The organism is Streptomyces sp. TBY4 (genome assembly GCF_024213195.1).
GTDB lineage: Bacteria > Actinomycetota > Actinomycetes > Streptomycetales > Streptomycetaceae > Streptomyces.
Window position 1 is genome coordinate 98689 of sequence record NZ_JANAVF010000003.1, and the last position, 15476, is coordinate 114164.

Here is a 15476-nt window from a genome sequence, read left to right on the forward strand (position 1 = left end):
ACGTGGGAGCCGGAAGAGTCGGGGCCGGAAGACCGGGGCCGGAACGTCGGGGCCGGAACGTCGGGGCCCGATCGTCGTTGGTCTGTCGTACGACGTACGGACGACCTGGAGTTCCCCATGCTGCGTCTCGCCGCCCTCGCCGTCACCTCCGCACTGGCCGCCGGAGCGGCGGGCCCCCTGCCCCCGCTGCCGCCCCTGAACCGGCTGCTGGCCTCCCCCGACCGGCTCACCATCGTCGTGGCCGACACGGGCAACCCGCGGGCGGACGGCGAGTACCGGCTGGAGTGCGACCCGCCCGGCGGGAACCACCCGCGGGCCGAGGACGCCTGCGCCCGCCTCGAAGCCCTCGCGCGCGAGGGGAAGGACCCCTTCGCTCCCGAGCCCCGGAACCAGATGTGCACCATGCAGGACGGCGGCCGCGCCACCGCCCGGATCACCGGAACGTGGCATGGCAACCGGGTGGACTCCCGGTTCCGCCGGACGAACGGATGCGAGATCCGCCGGTGGAACGACTTGGAACCTGTGCTTCCACGTGGGCGTTCCTGACCTGGGAGGATGCCCCGGTCGGGCGGTATGCGCCGGACATCCGCCCCCTCGCCGGGAGCCCGTGCCCTTAGACTCCTCCCGTGACATGCCGGTAGTTGTGGTCAGGGAGGAAGCTCGTCGTGAGCAGCAGGCCATCCCGAGGCGCTGCTCGCCTCGCAGCAATACTCGACGCTCTTCCGGACGCGCTGTTGCTCGTCAACGCCAACGGCACGGTCGTCAACGCGAATTCGATCGCCCTCGAGGTCATGGAGAGCCCCGGTACCGGGCTCGTCGGCCGGGGCGTGCTCGACCTCCTGCCCGAATTCGACTCCAAGCTGATCCCCGGATCCATGCGCCGGCCCGGCGAGGACGAGGGCGGCCGCGCCCGCCCGAAGCGGATGGTCGCCCGCCGCACCGACGGCAGCGAGTTCCCGGTCGAGGTCACCGCGGCCCATCTCGACGGGCGTGACGCCTACCGCGAGCCGCAGCCCGCGTACACCGGCGACGAGCTGCTGATGCTCGTCGTACGGGACCTCTCGCAGACGGTGGACACCGAAGCCGAGCTGGCCCGCTCCCAGCGCCAGACCGAGATGATCCTGCGGGCCGCCGCCGAGGGCGTCGTCGGCACCGACACCGACGGTAGGGTCGTCCTGGTCAACCCGGCCGCCGCCCAGATCCTCGGCTACCGCGCCACCGACCTCGGCAACCGCGAACTGCACGGGCTGGTCCAGCACTCGCGCGCCGACGGCTCGCCGTTCCCCTTCGAGGAGTCCCCGCTCGCCGACACCCTGCGCAGCGGACGCAAGCACCGGGTCCGCGGCCAGGTGCTGTGGAACAAGGCCGGGCAGCCCGTAGCCGTGGATCTGACCACCTCTCCCGTACGGGACGGGGAGCAGCTCGTCGGCGCCGTCATGACCTTCACCGACCGGCGTTCCTACGACGCGCTGGCCGCGCGCCACGCCCAGCTGCTGTCCGTCCTCGGCGACTCCCTGCGCGGGCCGCTGGAGGAGCTGCGCGGGGAGCTGGCCACGCTGGCCGCCGACGACGCGGGGCAGCTGTGGCCCGAGGCCAACCAGCTCCTGCACCACCTGGCCGCCGGCTACTCCCGGATGACCACGCTGGTCGACAACGTGCTCGCCTTCCAGCGCCTGGACGCGGGCGGCGAGAAGCTGGACAAGAAGAAGGTGCTGATCGACGGGGTCGTCACGGCCGGTGTCGACGGCGCGGTCGAGCTGATCGGTCCCGGGCGCGCGCAGTTCGCCGTGCACGCCCCGACCATCGAGGCCGAGGTGGACGCGGAGCGGATCGCGACCGCCCTCGCGCACCTGGTCGCGGACGTCGCCGGGGTGGACGCCACCGGCAAGACCCGCCAGGGCAGCGGGTACATGGACTCGACGATCGTGGTGGCCGCCGCCCAGCGCGGCGAAGTCGTACGGATCGAGGTGCGCGGCCCCTACGAGGGCGGCAACCCGGTGCACGAGCCGATCGTGCGGGGCATCGTGGAGGCGCACGGCGGTGTGCTGCAGACGGTGGAGGTGCCGGGCGCGCCCGGCGGGGCGTACGTCCTGGAGCTGCCGCTGGGGGCGGGAGCCGGGACGGTCACCCTGCCCGAGCCGGTCGAGGCTCCCCCGGCCGAGCCCGGGAGCGAGGGCGGCCCCGGGCAGGTCTCCGGCGGCCGGCGGGCCCGGCGCGGCGTGGACGCCTTCCTCGACGACGACGCGGCCCCCGGGGCGGACACCGGCGCGGCCAAGGCGGGCCAGGACTCCGACGGCGGGAGCGCGCTCGCACTGCCGTCCGGGCGGCGGCGGGGCGGCGAGGCCGTAGCGGTCGCCCGGCCCGGCGACGGCGCGCCCGCGGAGCTCGCCCAGTCCCCTGTGAACCCGGCGGGCCTGGGTGGCAGTGGCACGGGACGGCGCCGCGGCCAGAGCGGCGACGGCAGCAGCAACGGCAGTGACGGCACCGGGCGGCCCGTGCCGCCGCAGGGGACCGCCGTGCCCGCGCTGCCGCCCGTGCCTCCCGTGCCGGTGCCCCCGTTCCCGGGCCCCGTGCCGCTGACGGAGCACCCCGCCGGGCGGCGGCGTGCCCTGGGGGCGGCTGGGCCGGCGCAGCCGGGCGGACCCGTGCCGGCGACCGGGCTCGGGCCGGCGCCCGCGCCGATGCCGGCTCCGGCGCCCGCGGCCCCCTCCTCCCCCGCTCCCGTGCGGCCCGTCGCCCCCGAGGGCGGCTTCGCGCTGCCCGCCGGGCCGACTCCGCCCCCGCAGCCGCCGCAGGCCCCCGCGATGGCCGGTGCCGCCGAGGCCGACGCCGAAGCCGCGGGCGGGCGGCGCGGGCGCCGGGTGCTGGGTGCTCCGCCCGTCCCCGGCTCCGAGGACGCCGAAGCCGCCGCCGGGCGGCCGGACACGGGCGCGCAGGGCCCCGTAGCCTCCGAGACGCATCCCACCGGGCGGCGGCGTGCGCTGCCCGCCACCCCGGCCTGGCCGGTTCCGGCGGCCCGTACCGCCCCCGAGGACTCGGACGGCAGCGGGCAGATCGCCGTACCCGGAGCCCGGCAGCCGCAGGACACCCCCGCGGAGGCCAATGGGGCCCCGATCAGCGTCCGCGCGCTGGGCAGCCTCGGCCAGGGCGGCGGGGCCGGCGACACCAACGGCTCCGGCCGGCGGCGCCGGCTCGCGGAGCCCGCGCCCGAGGGCCGTGCCTTCGCCATAGGGGCGCCCGAGGAGGGCTCCGCCGAGGGCCCCGAGCCGCTGGACGGGCCCGGTGGCGCCGTCGAGGTGGTCAACAACGTCAACCGGACCGTGCCGCGTCCCGTGGACGACGAGCTGCCGCCCGAGCCGCTGGACAACCCGCGCCGGCTCCTGGTGTGGCCGGCTCCCGATGCGCAGACGCAGGCCGCGCTCAGCGACCGCGGCTACCGCCCGGTGATCGTGCACTCCCGCGAGGAGGTCGACGCGCAGATCGCCGCGTTCCCCGCCGCGCTGTTCGTGGACCCGCTGACCGGGCCGATCACCCGGACCGCCCTGCAGTCGCTGCGCCAGGCCGCGGTGGCCGCCGAGGTGCCCGTGCTGGTCACGGCCGGGCTGGGGCACGCCACGCGCGAAGCCGCGTACGGCGCCGATCCGGCGGTGCTCCTCAAGGCGCTCGCGCCGCGCGACAGCGAGCAGCACCCCTCGCGGGTGCTGCTGATCGAGGAGCACGACGAGATCGCGACCGCGCTGACCGCCGCCCTGGAGCGGCGGGGCATGCAGGTCGCTCGGGCCGACGCCGATACGGACGCCGTGGAGCTGGCGACCCGGATGCGGCCGAACCTGGTGGTGATGGACCTGATGCAGGTGCGCCGCCGACGGGCCGGGATCGTGGACTGGCTGCGCGCCAACGGGCAGTTGAACCACACCCCGCTGGTCGTCTACACGGCCACCGGGATCGAGCCGGCCGAACTGCCGCGGCTGGCCTCGGGCGAGAGCGTGCTGTTCCTCGCCGAGCGGTCCACCACGGCGGATGTGCAGGGCCGCATCGTGGACCTGCTGGCCAAGATCGGCACCAACTAGTCATTCTGGCCGCATGGCCATCACCGACACGAGCGAGCAGACCGTCCCCGCCGACAACGGGGAGGTCAGCCTGCTCATCGCGCGGCAGGTTGATCCGGGCCACGAGGAGAATTTCGAGGCCTGGGCCCACGGGATCCTGGAGACGGCCGCGGCCTTCCCCGACCACCTCGGGTACGGCCTGTTCCGCCCGGCCGTCGAGGGCGGGCCCTGGTTCCTGGTGCACCGCTTCCGCAACCAGGCGGCCTTCCAGCGGTGGCAGGACTCCGCCGAGCGTGCCCAGTGGTTCTCCAACTGCCTCGGGCACCACCACACCGAGATAGCCCGGCGCGAACTGCACGGCATGGAGACCTGGTTCGCGAAGCCGGGTACGGCCCGGCCCGCGCCGCCGCGGTGGAAGATGGCGATCAGCTCGGGGCTGGCCATCTTCCCGATCTCGCTCGCGGGCAACGCGCTGCTCGGGCCGTACCTGGTGGACCTGCACTTCGTCCTGCGGACGGCCGCGTTCGCCGTCGTCTTCAGCACCCTGATGACCTACGTGGCCATGCCCGCGATCAGCAGGCTGCTGCGGCCCTGGCTGACGCGCGGCCAGTAGCCCCGGTGGAGTCCCGGTCGAGTCCCGTGGGGCTCAGTCGAGCTTGGTGACGTCGAGGACCCCGTCCGCGTACTGCTTGCGGATCACCTTCTTGTCGAACTTGCCGACGCTCGTCTTCGGCACCGCCTCGACGATCGCCCAGCGCTCGGGCAGCTGCCACTTGGCGATCGACTCGCCGAGGAAGGCGCGCAGTCCCGCGTAGTCCACGGCGGCCCCCTCCCTCAGGACGACGGTGGCCAGCGGACGCTCGTCCCACTTCTCGTCGGGGACGGCCACGACCGCCGCCTCGACGACATCGGGGTGGGCCATCAGCGCGTTCTCCAGCTCCACGCTGGAGATCCACTCCCCGCCGGACTTGATGACGTCCTTGGCGCGGTCGGTGAGGGTGAGGTAGCCGTCGGTGCTGATCACGCCGACGTCGCCGGTCTTGAGCCAGCCGTCCGCGCTGAACTTGTCCTCGGGGCGGGTCGGTTCGCCGGTCGCGCCACCGTAGTAGGAGCTCGCGATCCAGTTGCCGCGGACCTCCAGCTCACCCGCGGACTCGCCGTCCCAGGGCAGGACGTCGCCGCCGGGGCCCACCAGGCGGGCCTGGACTCCCGCCGGGAAGCGGCCCTGGGTGACGCGGTACGGCCACTCCTCCTCGGCGGTCAGACCGGCCGGCGGGTGGGCCATGGTGCCCAGCGGGGAGGTCTCGGTCATCCCCCAGGCGTGGCAGAGGCGTACGCCGAGCCGGTCGTAGGCCTCCATCAGGGCCGGGGGACAGGCCGCGCCGCCGATGGTGACCTGCTTCATCGAGGTCAGGTCGCGCGGGTTGGCGGTGACCTCGGCGAGCAGCCCCTGCCAGAGGGTGGGGACGGCCGCGGCGTGCGTGGGCTTCTCGCGCTCGATCATTTCGGCGAGCGGGGCGGGCTGCAGGAAGCGGTCCGGCATCAGCATGTTGATGCCGGTCATGAAGGTGGCGTGCGGCAGACCCCAGGCCTGGACGTGGAACTGCGGGACGACCACGAGGGTGGTGTCCTTGTCGGTCAGGCCCATCGACTCGGTCATGTTGACCTGCATCGAGTGCAGGTAGATCGAGCGGTGGGAGTAGCTGACGCCCTTGGGGTCGCCGGTGGTGCCGGAGGTGTAGCACATGGCCGCGGCCTGGCGCTCGTCCAGCTCGGGCCAGTCGTAGGTGTCCGGGCGGCCCGCCAGGAGCTCCTCGTACTCGTGCACGCGCACGCCGAGGCCCTCCAGCGCGGAGCGGTCGCCGATGCCCGTGACCACGACGTGCTCGATCGTCGGCAGGTGCGGCAGGAGCGGGACGAGCAGCGGCAGCAGGGTGCCGTTGACGAGGACGACCTTGTTGGCCGCGTGGTTGACGATGAAGACCAGCTGCTCGGGAGGGAGCCGCAGGTTCAGGGTGTGCAGGACGGCCCCCATGGAGGGGATCGCGAAGTAGGCCTCGACGTGCTCGGCGTTGTTCCACATCAGGGTCGCGACGCGGTCGTCCTGCTGGACGCCCAGTTCGTCGCGCAGGGCGTTGGCCAGGCGCGTGGCACGGGTACCGATCTCGGCGAAGCTGCGGCGGTGCGGCTCGGCCTCTCCGGTCCAGGTCGTGACCTGGGACTTCCCGTGGATCGTCATCCCGTGCTGCAGTATGCGGGTGACGAGGAGTGGTACGTCCTGCATGGTGCTCAGCAAAGCGTCCTCCCGGTGAGCGCTGCGGCGCTGCGGCGGCTACGGATGCTGCGATTCTGCGCACGTACCGGTCGGCATGTCACTACCCAAGAGTAGAAACGCGGGCCGGGAGTGGGAACGCGGCGTTGTTTCACGTGAAACAACGCCCGCTGTTTCACGTGAAACAACGCCGGGGCGGGGCCGGTCTCAGCGGACGGGCGTCAGTTCCGGGTCCTCGCGGAGCTTGACCAGCGCCCGGGAGACGGCGCTCTTGACCGTGCCCACGGAGACGCCGAGCAGCTCGGCGGTCTGTACCTCGCTCAGGTCCTCGTAGTAGCGCAGGACGACCATCGCCCGCTGCCGGTCGGGCAGCCGGGTCACCGCGCGCCACATCGCGTCGCGCAGCGCCTGTGCCTCGGCGGGGTCGGCGGCCGGCGGCTCGTCGGCCTCGGGGAGCTCGTCGCAGACGAACTCGTCGACCTTGCGCTTGCGCCACTGGCTGGTGCGGGTGTTGACCAGGGCCCGGCGGACGTACCCGTCCAGGGCGCGGTGGTCCTCGATGCGGTCCCACGCCACGTAGGTCTTGGCCAGCGCCGTCTGGAGGAGGTCCTCGGCGTCGCAGGGATTGGCGGTGAGCGAGCGCGCGGTGCGCATCAGGACCGTGCCGCGGGTCCGGACGTACGCCGAGAACGACGGGTACGGCGTCGGATTCGAGGCGAGCGTGCACACAGGCGGGGTCATGGCTCCACGCTAGGAGCGGCGCGGCCCCACCGGATCGGCCGCAAGTGCCGAAGCGGGGTCCCCCTCAGGTTGTAGGGGTGGGGCCCGCTCCACCTCCTGAAGGTGGAGGAGGAGCGGCTTCCGCCCGCAGGGGATCGACGGATGGAGACGGACGGAGACGGTCGGATCAGCCGTCCGCGCCCAGGATCAGGCCGGAGGTCGGGACCCCGGTACCGGCGGTGACCAGGGCGTGGGCGGCGCCGGAGACCTGGTTGACGGAGGTGCCGCGCAGCTGGCGCACCGCCTCGGCAATGCCGTTCATGCCGTGCAGGTACGCCTCCCCGAGCTGGCCCCCGTGGGTGTTGAGCGGCAGCGCGTCGGCGGCCACGAAATCGGCCGCCTCTCCCGGTGCGCAGAAGCCGAACTCCTCCAGCTGCATCAGCACGAACGGCGTGAAGTGGTCGTAGAGGATGCCGACGTCGATGTCCGAGGGCCGCAGTCCGCTGGTCCGCCACAGCTGGCGGGCGACCACGTCCATCTCCGGGAGCCCGGTGAGGCCGTCCCGGTAGAAGGAGGACATGGCCTCCTGGCGGCGGCCCGCACCCTGGGCCGCCGCAGTGATCACGGCGGGCTTCTGCCGCAGGTCACGGGCCCGTTCGGCGGTGGTGACCACGATGGCCTGACCGCCGTCCGTCTCCTGGCAGCAGTCGAGCAGCCGCAGCGGCTCCACGATCCAGCGCGAGGCCGCGTGGTCGGCGAGGGTGATGGGCTTGCCGTAGAAGTAGGCGGCCGGGTTGTTCGCGGCGTGCCGGCGGTCGGTGACCGCGACGTGGCCGAAGGCCTCCGGGGTCAGGTTGTAGGCGTGCAGATAGCGCTGCGCCGTCATGGCCACCCAGGAGGCCGGGGTGAGCAGCCCCCAGGGCAGCGACCAGCCGAGGGCCGCGCCCTCCGCCGAGGGTTCGCGCTGCTGGACGCCGGACCCGAAGCGGCGGCCGGAGCGTTCGTTGAAGGCGCGGTAGCAGACCACCACCTCCGCGACCCCGGTGGCGACGGCGAGGGCCGCCTGCTGGACGGTGGCGCAGGCTGCGCCGCCGCCGTAGTGGATGCGGGAGAAGAAGGAGAGGTCCCCGATGCCGGCCGCCTGGGCGACGGTGATCTCGGGGCTCGTGTCCATGGTGAAGGTGACCATGCCGTCCACGTCGGCGGGGGTGAGCCCGGCGTCGTCGAGGGCCGCGTGCACGGCTTCGACGGCCAGCTTGAGCTCACTGCGGCCGGAGTCCTTGGAGAACTCGGTCGCGCCGATGCCGGCGATGGCGGCGCGGCCGCCGAGCTGGTCGGGGGTGCGGACGCTCATGCCGTGCCCTCCGGGGTGGCGAGGGTGACGGTGACGGTGCCCGTGACGTGGTGGCCGATGCCGTTGGCGCCGACCACGCGGATCTCGGCGGTGTTCCCGTCGAGGGCCGTGACCGTGCCCGTCAGCGTCATGGTGTCGCCGGGGTAGTTCGGGGCACCGAGGCGGATGGCGACCTTGCGCAGGACCGTGCGCGGGCCGAGGTGGTCGGTGATGTACCGGCCGACCAGGCCGTTGGTGGTCAGGATGTTCATGAAGATGTCCGGGGAGCCCTTCGCCCGCGCGAGCTCCGCGTCGTGGTGCACGTCCTGGTAGTCCCGGGAGGCGATCGCGCCCGCGACGATCAGGGTGCGGCTGACCGGTATCTCCAGCGGCGGCAGTGTGTCGCCGATGTTCATGCCTCGTCCCCCTCGGGCGTGACTGACGTGTCGTGCGTCGTGTCTTCGGACAGGACCGCGCCCAGCTCGGCCAGCAGTTCGCTGCCGCAGCCCAGGTAGGCGTCGAGCTGGCGTCCCCACAGGAAGTGCCGGTGGACGGGGTGGTCGAGGTCGGCGCCCATGCCGCCGTGCAGGTGCTGGCCCGCGTGGACCACCCGTTTGCCCGCCTCCGAGGCCCACCAGGCCGCCGTCAGCGCGTGCTCCGCCGCCGGGAACCCCTCGTCGACGCGCCAGGCCGCCTCGTACGCGGTGACCCGTATCGCCTCGGTGTCCATGTAGGCGTCGGCCGCGCGCAGCATGACCCCCTGGTTGGTGGAGAGCGGCCGGCCGAACTGCTCGCGGGTGGAGGTGTACTCCACGGCGCGGGCCAGCGAGCCCGCGCAGACACCCGCCTGGAGGCCTGCGAAGGCGGTCCGGGCGACGGCCAGTACGTCCGCGTAGGCGCCCTCTCCCCCGACCCGTTCGGCCTCGGCGCCGGTCAGCGTCAGGCGGCCGGCCGACCAGGGTGCGGTGGTCTCCACCGGCTCCGTACGCACCCCGGGCGCGTCCGTCCGTACGAGCCACAGGGCTCCCGCCCCGTCGGGGACCAGGACGTGCGTGGCCTCGCGCAGCCAGGGCACGGCGGGGGCGCCACCGGTCAGCCTGCCGTCCGGCGAAGCGGTGATCCGGCCGCGGTCCGGGAAGGCTCCGGTGGCGACCGCTTCGCCGGAGCCCAGCGCGGGGACCAGCCGGGCCCGCTGCTCGTCGGTACCGTGCCGGGTCAGGGCGAGGATCCCGTACACGCAGGTGGCGGCGTACGGGACCTGCGCGGTCGTGCGGCCCTGCTCCTCCAGCAGGAGCACCAGTCCGAGCAGGCCGACGTCCTCGACGGCGGCGGTCAGCCCGGCGGCGGTGAGGGCCTTCCACAGTTCGGCGTCGCTGCCGGTGCCGGCGGCGCCCAGGCGGTCGTGGGTGGCGAGGTCGCCGAAGATCTGGGCGGCGAGTCCGGCCGCGGCGGCCTGTTCCTCGGTGGGGTGGAAGTCCATCAGCCTTCGCTCCCCCGGAAGACGGGCAGTTCCAGTTCCTCGTCCACGCGCAGGAACTCCAGCTGCACGGGGAGCCCGATGCGGACCTTGTCGTACGGGACGCCGGTGATGTTGCTGACCATGCGGACCCCTTCGGCGAGTTCGACGAGAGCCACCGCGTACGGCGGGTCGAAGGCGGGGAAGGGCGGGTGGTGCATGACCACGTAGCTGAAGACGGTGCCGGCGCCGGACGCCTCGACCGTGTCCCAGTCCGGGCTTCCGCAGGTGTTGCAGCCCGGGAGCCAGGGGAAGCGGAGGGTCGCGCAGGCGGTGCAGCGCTGGATCAGGAGCCTGTGCTCGCGGACGCCGTCCCAGAAGCCCTGGTTGTCGCGGTTGATCACGGGGCGGGGGCGCCGGGCGGGCTTGGTGCTGGCGGGCTTCGCCTGCTCGGTGGGCTTCTTCGCCGCCGGGGCGTACTTGAGGATCCGGAAGCGGTGGGTCCCGGCGAGTTCGCCGTTCGCGCGGACGTCCATGCGGGTGGTCACGAAGTGGCCGGTGCCCAGCTTGGTCGTCTTGCGCGGCGAGACCGACTCGATGACGGCGTCGAAGGTGATCGCGTCCCCGGGGCGCAGCGGCCGCAGGTACTCCTGCTCGCAGTCGGTGGCGACCACGGAGGTGCAGCCCGCGCCGTCGAGCAGCGCGAGGAGCTCGTCGTAGGCCGAGGAGCGGTCGCCGTGTCCGGAGAGCCCGCCCATCGTCCATGCCTGGAGCATGGTGGGCGGGGCGATGGCCTCCGGTCCGGTGTAGGCGGGGTTGGTGTCGCCCATCGCCTCGCACCAGTGGCGGATCATCGGCTCGTTGACCGCGTCCTTGCCCTGGCCGGCGGTGGCGGCGGGCTGCCCTTCGAAGGAGGCGAGCAGCGTGTGGAAGCGGGCCGCTTCCGCCTCCGCTTCTTCCGTTGCTTCGGTGGCGGGGCTGGCCGTCATCGCTTCCTTCCCTTCATGCCGAGCCGCATCATGGCGACGATCTCCCGTTGGACCTCGCTGACGCCGCCCCCGAAGGTGTTGATCTGGGCGGCCCTGTTCATCCGCTCCAGCTCGCCGCCCGCGAAGAGCGCGGGGCCGGATCGCTGGGTCCCGGATCCCCGGATGAGCGCCTCCTCCCCCACCACCTCCTGGCAGATCCGGTACACCTCGACGGTGGACTCGGTGCCCAGGAACTTCACGCCGCTCGCGTCGCCCGGGGCCAGGGTGCCGGCGCCGACGTCCTGGACCAGGCGCCAGTTGAGGAGGCGTACGGCGGCGAGCCGCGCGTGGGCCTCGGCGAGCCGCGACTGCACCCAGGGGCGGTCGGCGGGACGCTCGCCGGTGACCGGGTCGGGGGTGCGGGCGTGGTCGAGCGCTCCCCGGTAGAAGTCCTCCGCCTGCATGCCGATGGCGGCGAGGGCGACGCGTTCGTGGTTGAGCTGGTTGGTGATCAGGCCCCAGCCGCCGTGCTCGGGGCCGACGAGGTTCCCGGCGGGCACGCGGATGGAGTCGTAGTACGTGGCGGTCGTGGTCAGCCCGCCCACGGTGTCGATCGGGGTCCAGCCGAAGCCGGGGGCGTCGGTGGGCACCAGGATGATCGAAATGCCCTTGTGCTTGGGGGCTTCCGGGTCGGTGCGGCAGGCGAGCCAGATCCAGTCGGCGTTCTGCGCGTTGGAGGTGAAGATCTTCTGGCCGTCGATCAGCCAGCCCTCGTCGTCCCGGACCGCCCTGGTGCGCAGCGAGGCGAGGTCGGTGCCCGCCTCGGGCTCGGAGTAGCCGATGGCGAAGACCAGCTCGCCCTTGAGGATCCGGGGCAGGAAGTAGTCCTTCTGCTCCTGCGTCCCGTACTTCATCAGGGTCGGGCCGACGGTGTTGAGGGTGACCATCGAGACGGGGGCACCGGCCCGGTAGGCCTCGTCGAAGAACACGAACTGCTCGTCCGGGCCGCGGCCCTGGCCTCCGTACTCGACGGGCCAGCCGAGGCCGAGGAGTCCGTCGGCGCCTATCCGGCGCAGTAGTGCGCGCTGCTTGGCGGGGTCCTCGGGCACCCCGTCCGGCAGCAGGTTTCCGAAGTACTCCCGCAGCTCGGAGCGGAGCCGCAACTGGCCTTCGGTCGGGGCGAGGTGCACGGCGCTGGCCTCCCGGCATCACATCATCAAGTGGACCTGACTGTCCGTCAGATTCCAGGTGGATGTCAAGGCCGTGGCGCTGTGACGGAGTACGGAGGAACGCCCGAGGGCGCCCGCACTACCGGACCCCAGCCGGTCCGGTCGCGCAGGCGCCCTCAGCAGTCGGTGCGGCTCAGGCCGCGGCTACCACCAGGGGTAGAAGTTCACCGAGACGTTGGAGTTGTTCTGCTCGATCGCGGTGAAGGCCGAGCCGTTGACCTGCGCGGTGTTGTTCTGGTTGGACGCGCCGGACCCGGTGGCCACCTGCTGCGAGGTGGAGGAGTTGCCGTGGTTGTTGCCACCCACGCCGCTGCCGATGATGCTGGCGACGCTCGCATTCGATCCGTCGTTCGCGAAGGAGCCGTTGTCGGCCGAGGCCACCCCGCCGAAGAGGGCGACGGCGAGGGGAAGAGCGGCGACGGCGGCGATGACGCGGGCGGTACGGATGCTTGCCATGTCTGAATCCTCCAGAAAACCGAAGTGGGGTTTACTCCAAGGCAGTTGGCCGACCGCCTCGGTCGTTCCGTGTGGTGACGACGTCGCGAGACCAGAGTTGCCCACCGAATCCCCGGCGAACCACCCCGGAGTCCTCGATTCCCCCGCAAGCATGACCAACATCGGATAAACCCCATTCGCGCCCCCTGCACCCCAGGTCAGCGCCGCGCAACCCGCTGAAACTCCTGCCGGACAAGGGGCGAACCGTTCCGCCAAACCGGCCTGTTCCGGGCATGCCGAAAGGGCCGCGCCGTCCGGGAACCCCACCGTCTCCCGGGCCTGCGGCCCTGCACTGCCAAGCTTCGCGCCCCCTGCGCGCCCCCGGCGCTCGCCGGGGTGTTCCCACTGTGCCCCGCTCCGGGGCACCTTCATGGCGCGATCCGCGGTCGCGGCCTACCCACACCGACCGACCGGGCTCGAGCGCCCTGCTGTGCTGTGTCGTACTGGCTGTGCTTTGCCGTGCTACCTGCGCCGTGGCGTACTGGCCGCGCTGCGTCGCACTGCCTGCGCTGACTCGCCGCGTGGGGCTGCGTGGCGCTGCGTCGTCCTGCTCTCGCGTTCTACTGCCTTCTGCACTGCTCCTGCGTCCTGCGGGCCCCGCGTCTGTGCGGTACGGCCGCTCCGTGCCGCGCGCGCTACGCGGCGAGCGCCATCTCCCGGCGAGCGGCTCCGACACGGACCGCCGCAGCGATCGTGGCGCTACGGACACTGTCGTCCACTCCGGACTCGAACCCGGTTCCGGAGCCGGCGGCCAGGGCGGTGGTGGAGCGGCGGACGGACGGGGTCTTGCCGTGGGCCTCGGCGCGGATGCGCTGCTTGATGGTGGGCGGGAGCGAACCCCCGTGCATCATCGCCCTCCAGGTCCGCCGGGCCATGAGGGCCGGCCGGCTCGCCGCGACGGCCGCGGGGGCGGCGGCGGGGGAGGAGGTGAGGGGAGCGGCGGCGGCCTGGGCGGCCTTGGCGCCGCCGAAGCCGAGGGAGGTGAGGAGGGCCACGAGAGCCGCGAGGACGGTGGTCCAGATCGACGTGATGGTGCTGCGGTGAGCCATGACGGGTCCCTCGTTTCGCGATGTTCCGACGGGCGGATCTGAATACATTCGTCATGATGCGGGCGCAACCGGAACGCCTCCACGCCCCGCGCCGATCTTCCGACAAACACCACTCAAAGGGGCTAATCGCATAATTTGCGACCCTTGGAGCCGTGTGCCCCGCCAGGCCGGAATTCCGTCAGAAGATCGCCATCTCCCCACCTCTGGACGGATGTTGACATCCGATCAGCCCTCCCAGCATGCTCCACCGACGGCGCGACGGATCTTCTCCTCATGGTCGGGGGACCAGGTTTCCATGCAGAACCGGAACGTACTGATATCGGGTGCCGGCATCGCGGGCACCGCCTTGGCCTACTGGCTGCGCCGGCACGGCTTCCGGCCGACCGTGGTCGAGCGCGCCTCCGCCCTCCGGGAGGGCGGCTACAAGATCGATGTCCGGGGTGCCGCGCTCGACGTGATCTCCCGCGCGGGGGTCCTCGACGCGGTCCGTGCCCAGCGCACCGACGTCCAGGGCGGCTCCATCGTCAACGCGGCGGGCAAGCGGGTGACGACGATGGACGGTGACACCTTCGGCGGCCGCGCGGGCCACGACGCGGAGATCCTGCGCGGTGACCTCAACCGGATCCTCTACGACCTCACCGTCGAAGGTGCCGACGGCGCCGCCGACGGAGTCGAGTACCTCTTCGGCGACTCGATCGCCTCCGCCACGGAGACCGCGGAGGGCATCGAGGTGGTCTTCGACAGCGGCGCGCAGCGCGTCTTCGACCTGCTCGTCGGCGCCGCCGGGCTGCACTCCCAGACCCGCGCACTGGTCTTCGGCCCGGAGGAACGCTTCCTCCGGGACCTCGGCTACTACGTATCGATCTACAGCGTCCCCAACCACCTCGGCCTCGACCGCTGGGAGCTGACCTACGTCTCCCCCCGGCGCACGGCCCTGACGTACAGCACGGCCAAGGACACCGGAGCGAAGGCGATGTTCCTCTTCGCCTCGGAGCCGCTGGAGTACGAGCGCCACGACGTCTCCCAGCAGAAGAAGCTGCTGGCGGAGGCGTACGCGGGCGAGTCCTGGGAGGTGCCGCGGCTCCTCGCGGCACTGGACGAGGCCCCGGACTTCTACTTCGACTCCCTCAGCCAGGCCCACCTGGACCACTGGTCCAAGGGCCGCACCGTCCTGGTCGGCGACTCCGTGTACTGCGCCTCACCCGCCTCCGGCCAGGGCACGAGCCTGGCCCTGGTCGGTGCCTACGTCCTGGCGGGTGAACTCGCGGCGGCCGGCGGCGACCACCGGGCCGGCTTCGCAGGCTACGAACGCGCAATGCGCCGCTTCGCGGAGGAGAACCAGAAGCTCGGTCCCTCGAACATCAAGCACATGGTCCTGCGGACCAAGCGCCAGATCTCGGTCCAGCTGACCGTCCTCTCCCTCCTGGGCCGGCTCCCGGGCAAGGAGCGGATGATGGCCAAGGTCATGGAGCCCATCCAGAAGGCCGCAAACTCGATCACCCTCAAGGACTACTGACCGCGGGCACGCGAAAGGGGTGCCACCTGACCGGTGACACCCCTTCCGGGCCGGGCCGAGGCCCTGCCTGGTGCGGTGGGTGTGGGATTTGAACCCACGGTGACTCGCGCCACGACGGTTTTCAAGACCGATCGCGTGGCGTAACTCGCCCATGCCTTCACCTGGGCCTTTGGCTCTCCCGCCTGCCCTTCGCCCGCCGTGCTGGCCAGAGGTTGGCCACGGCCATGATCATTCGGCATGTCCACCACCACCCCTGGGCACTTTCGGAAGTGCCCACCGTTCCGGTGCCCTCACGTCAGATCAGGAGATAGATGAGCATGGCCGAGCCCTCCGTGATTCCCCCCGACTACGCTGGTCATCACCAGTCGACGAACGGGGAGAGTGCTCTG

At 72.4% G+C, this 15476-nt stretch carries 13 protein-coding genes and 1 tRNA gene; 4 read left to right on the plus strand and 10 right to left on the minus strand.

From position 1 onward, the window contains the following. Positions 1-117 precede the first annotated feature (117 nt). The 3 genes from NLX94_RS08340 (at position 118) to NLX94_RS08350 (ending at position 4662) form a co-directional block, all read left to right on the plus strand. Positions 118-546 (plus strand): SSI family serine proteinase inhibitor, encoded by a 429-nt coding sequence (locus NLX94_RS08340; protein ID WP_254381970.1) that lies wholly within the window; start codon positions 118-120, stop codon positions 544-546. Between the two features lie 119 nt (positions 547-665). Further along, positions 666-4070, plus strand: coding sequence for a PAS domain-containing protein (locus NLX94_RS08345; RefSeq protein WP_254381971.1), 3405 nt, complete (start codon positions 666-668; stop codon positions 4068-4070). A 13-nt stretch (positions 4071-4083) separates the two neighbouring features. Next, complete coding sequence (locus NLX94_RS08350; protein WP_254381972.1) at positions 4084-4662, plus strand: antibiotic biosynthesis monooxygenase; 579 nt, start codon at positions 4084-4086, stop codon at positions 4660-4662. A 33-nt stretch (positions 4663-4695) separates the two neighbouring features. Here the strand turns inward: NLX94_RS08350 and NLX94_RS08355 are convergent, their stop codons facing one another. The 9 genes from NLX94_RS08355 to NLX94_RS08395 all read right to left on the minus strand — a co-directional run bounded on the left by NLX94_RS08355 (position 4696) and on the right by NLX94_RS08395 (position 13571). Then, a complete protein-coding gene (locus tag NLX94_RS08355) occupies positions 4696-6345 on the minus strand; it encodes a long-chain fatty acid--CoA ligase (protein ID WP_254381973.1) in 1650 nt (549 codons plus the stop codon). Between the two features lie 183 nt (positions 6346-6528). Continuing rightward, positions 6529-7062: a SigE family RNA polymerase sigma factor gene (locus NLX94_RS08360; protein WP_254381974.1), complete on the minus strand. Its 534-nt coding sequence runs from the start codon at positions 7060-7062 to the stop codon at positions 6529-6531. A gap of 166 nt (positions 7063-7228) precedes the next feature. Then, a complete protein-coding gene (locus NLX94_RS08365) occupies positions 7229-8395 on the minus strand; it encodes a lipid-transfer protein (RefSeq protein ID WP_254381975.1) in 1167 nt (388 codons plus the stop codon). After that, positions 8392-8790: a MaoC family dehydratase gene (locus NLX94_RS08370; protein WP_254381976.1), complete on the minus strand. Its 399-nt coding sequence runs from the start codon at positions 8788-8790 to the stop codon at positions 8392-8394. The genes NLX94_RS08365 and NLX94_RS08370 overlap by 4 nt, the downstream gene beginning before the upstream one ends. Next, positions 8787-9854: an acyl-CoA dehydrogenase family protein gene (locus tag NLX94_RS08375; protein WP_254381977.1), complete on the minus strand. Its 1068-nt coding sequence runs from the start codon at positions 9852-9854 to the stop codon at positions 8787-8789. Before NLX94_RS08375 ends, NLX94_RS08370 begins: the two co-directional genes overlap by 4 nt. Continuing rightward, positions 9854-10819: a bifunctional MaoC family dehydratase N-terminal/OB-fold nucleic acid binding domain-containing protein gene (locus NLX94_RS08380; RefSeq protein WP_254381978.1), complete on the minus strand. Its 966-nt coding sequence runs from the start codon at positions 10817-10819 to the stop codon at positions 9854-9856. Before NLX94_RS08380 ends, NLX94_RS08375 begins: the two co-directional genes overlap by 1 nt. Continuing rightward, positions 10816-11988 carry an acyl-CoA dehydrogenase family protein gene (locus NLX94_RS08385; RefSeq protein ID WP_254381979.1) on the minus strand — a complete coding sequence of 391 codons (1173 nt, stop codon included), beginning with the start codon at positions 11986-11988 and terminating at the stop codon, positions 10816-10818. Before NLX94_RS08385 ends, NLX94_RS08380 begins: the two co-directional genes overlap by 4 nt. A 183-nt stretch (positions 11989-12171) precedes the next feature. Next, positions 12172-12483: a hypothetical protein gene (locus NLX94_RS08390; protein WP_254381980.1), complete on the minus strand. Its 312-nt coding sequence runs from the start codon at positions 12481-12483 to the stop codon at positions 12172-12174. A 674-nt stretch (positions 12484-13157) separates the two neighbouring features. Continuing rightward, complete coding sequence (locus NLX94_RS08395) at positions 13158-13571, minus strand: DUF6344 domain-containing protein (protein ID WP_254381981.1); 414 nt, start codon at positions 13569-13571, stop codon at positions 13158-13160. Between the two features lie 295 nt (positions 13572-13866). Between NLX94_RS08395 and NLX94_RS08400 the strand changes: the two genes are divergently transcribed. Continuing rightward, positions 13867-15087, plus strand: a complete 1221-nt coding sequence (locus NLX94_RS08400) for an FAD-dependent monooxygenase (protein WP_254381982.1) — start codon at positions 13867-13869, stop codon at positions 15085-15087. A gap of 68 nt (positions 15088-15155) precedes the next feature. Here the strand turns inward: NLX94_RS08400 and NLX94_RS08405 are convergent. After that, positions 15156-15236 (minus strand) — tRNA-Ser (locus NLX94_RS08405). Positions 15237-15476 lie beyond the last annotated feature (240 nt).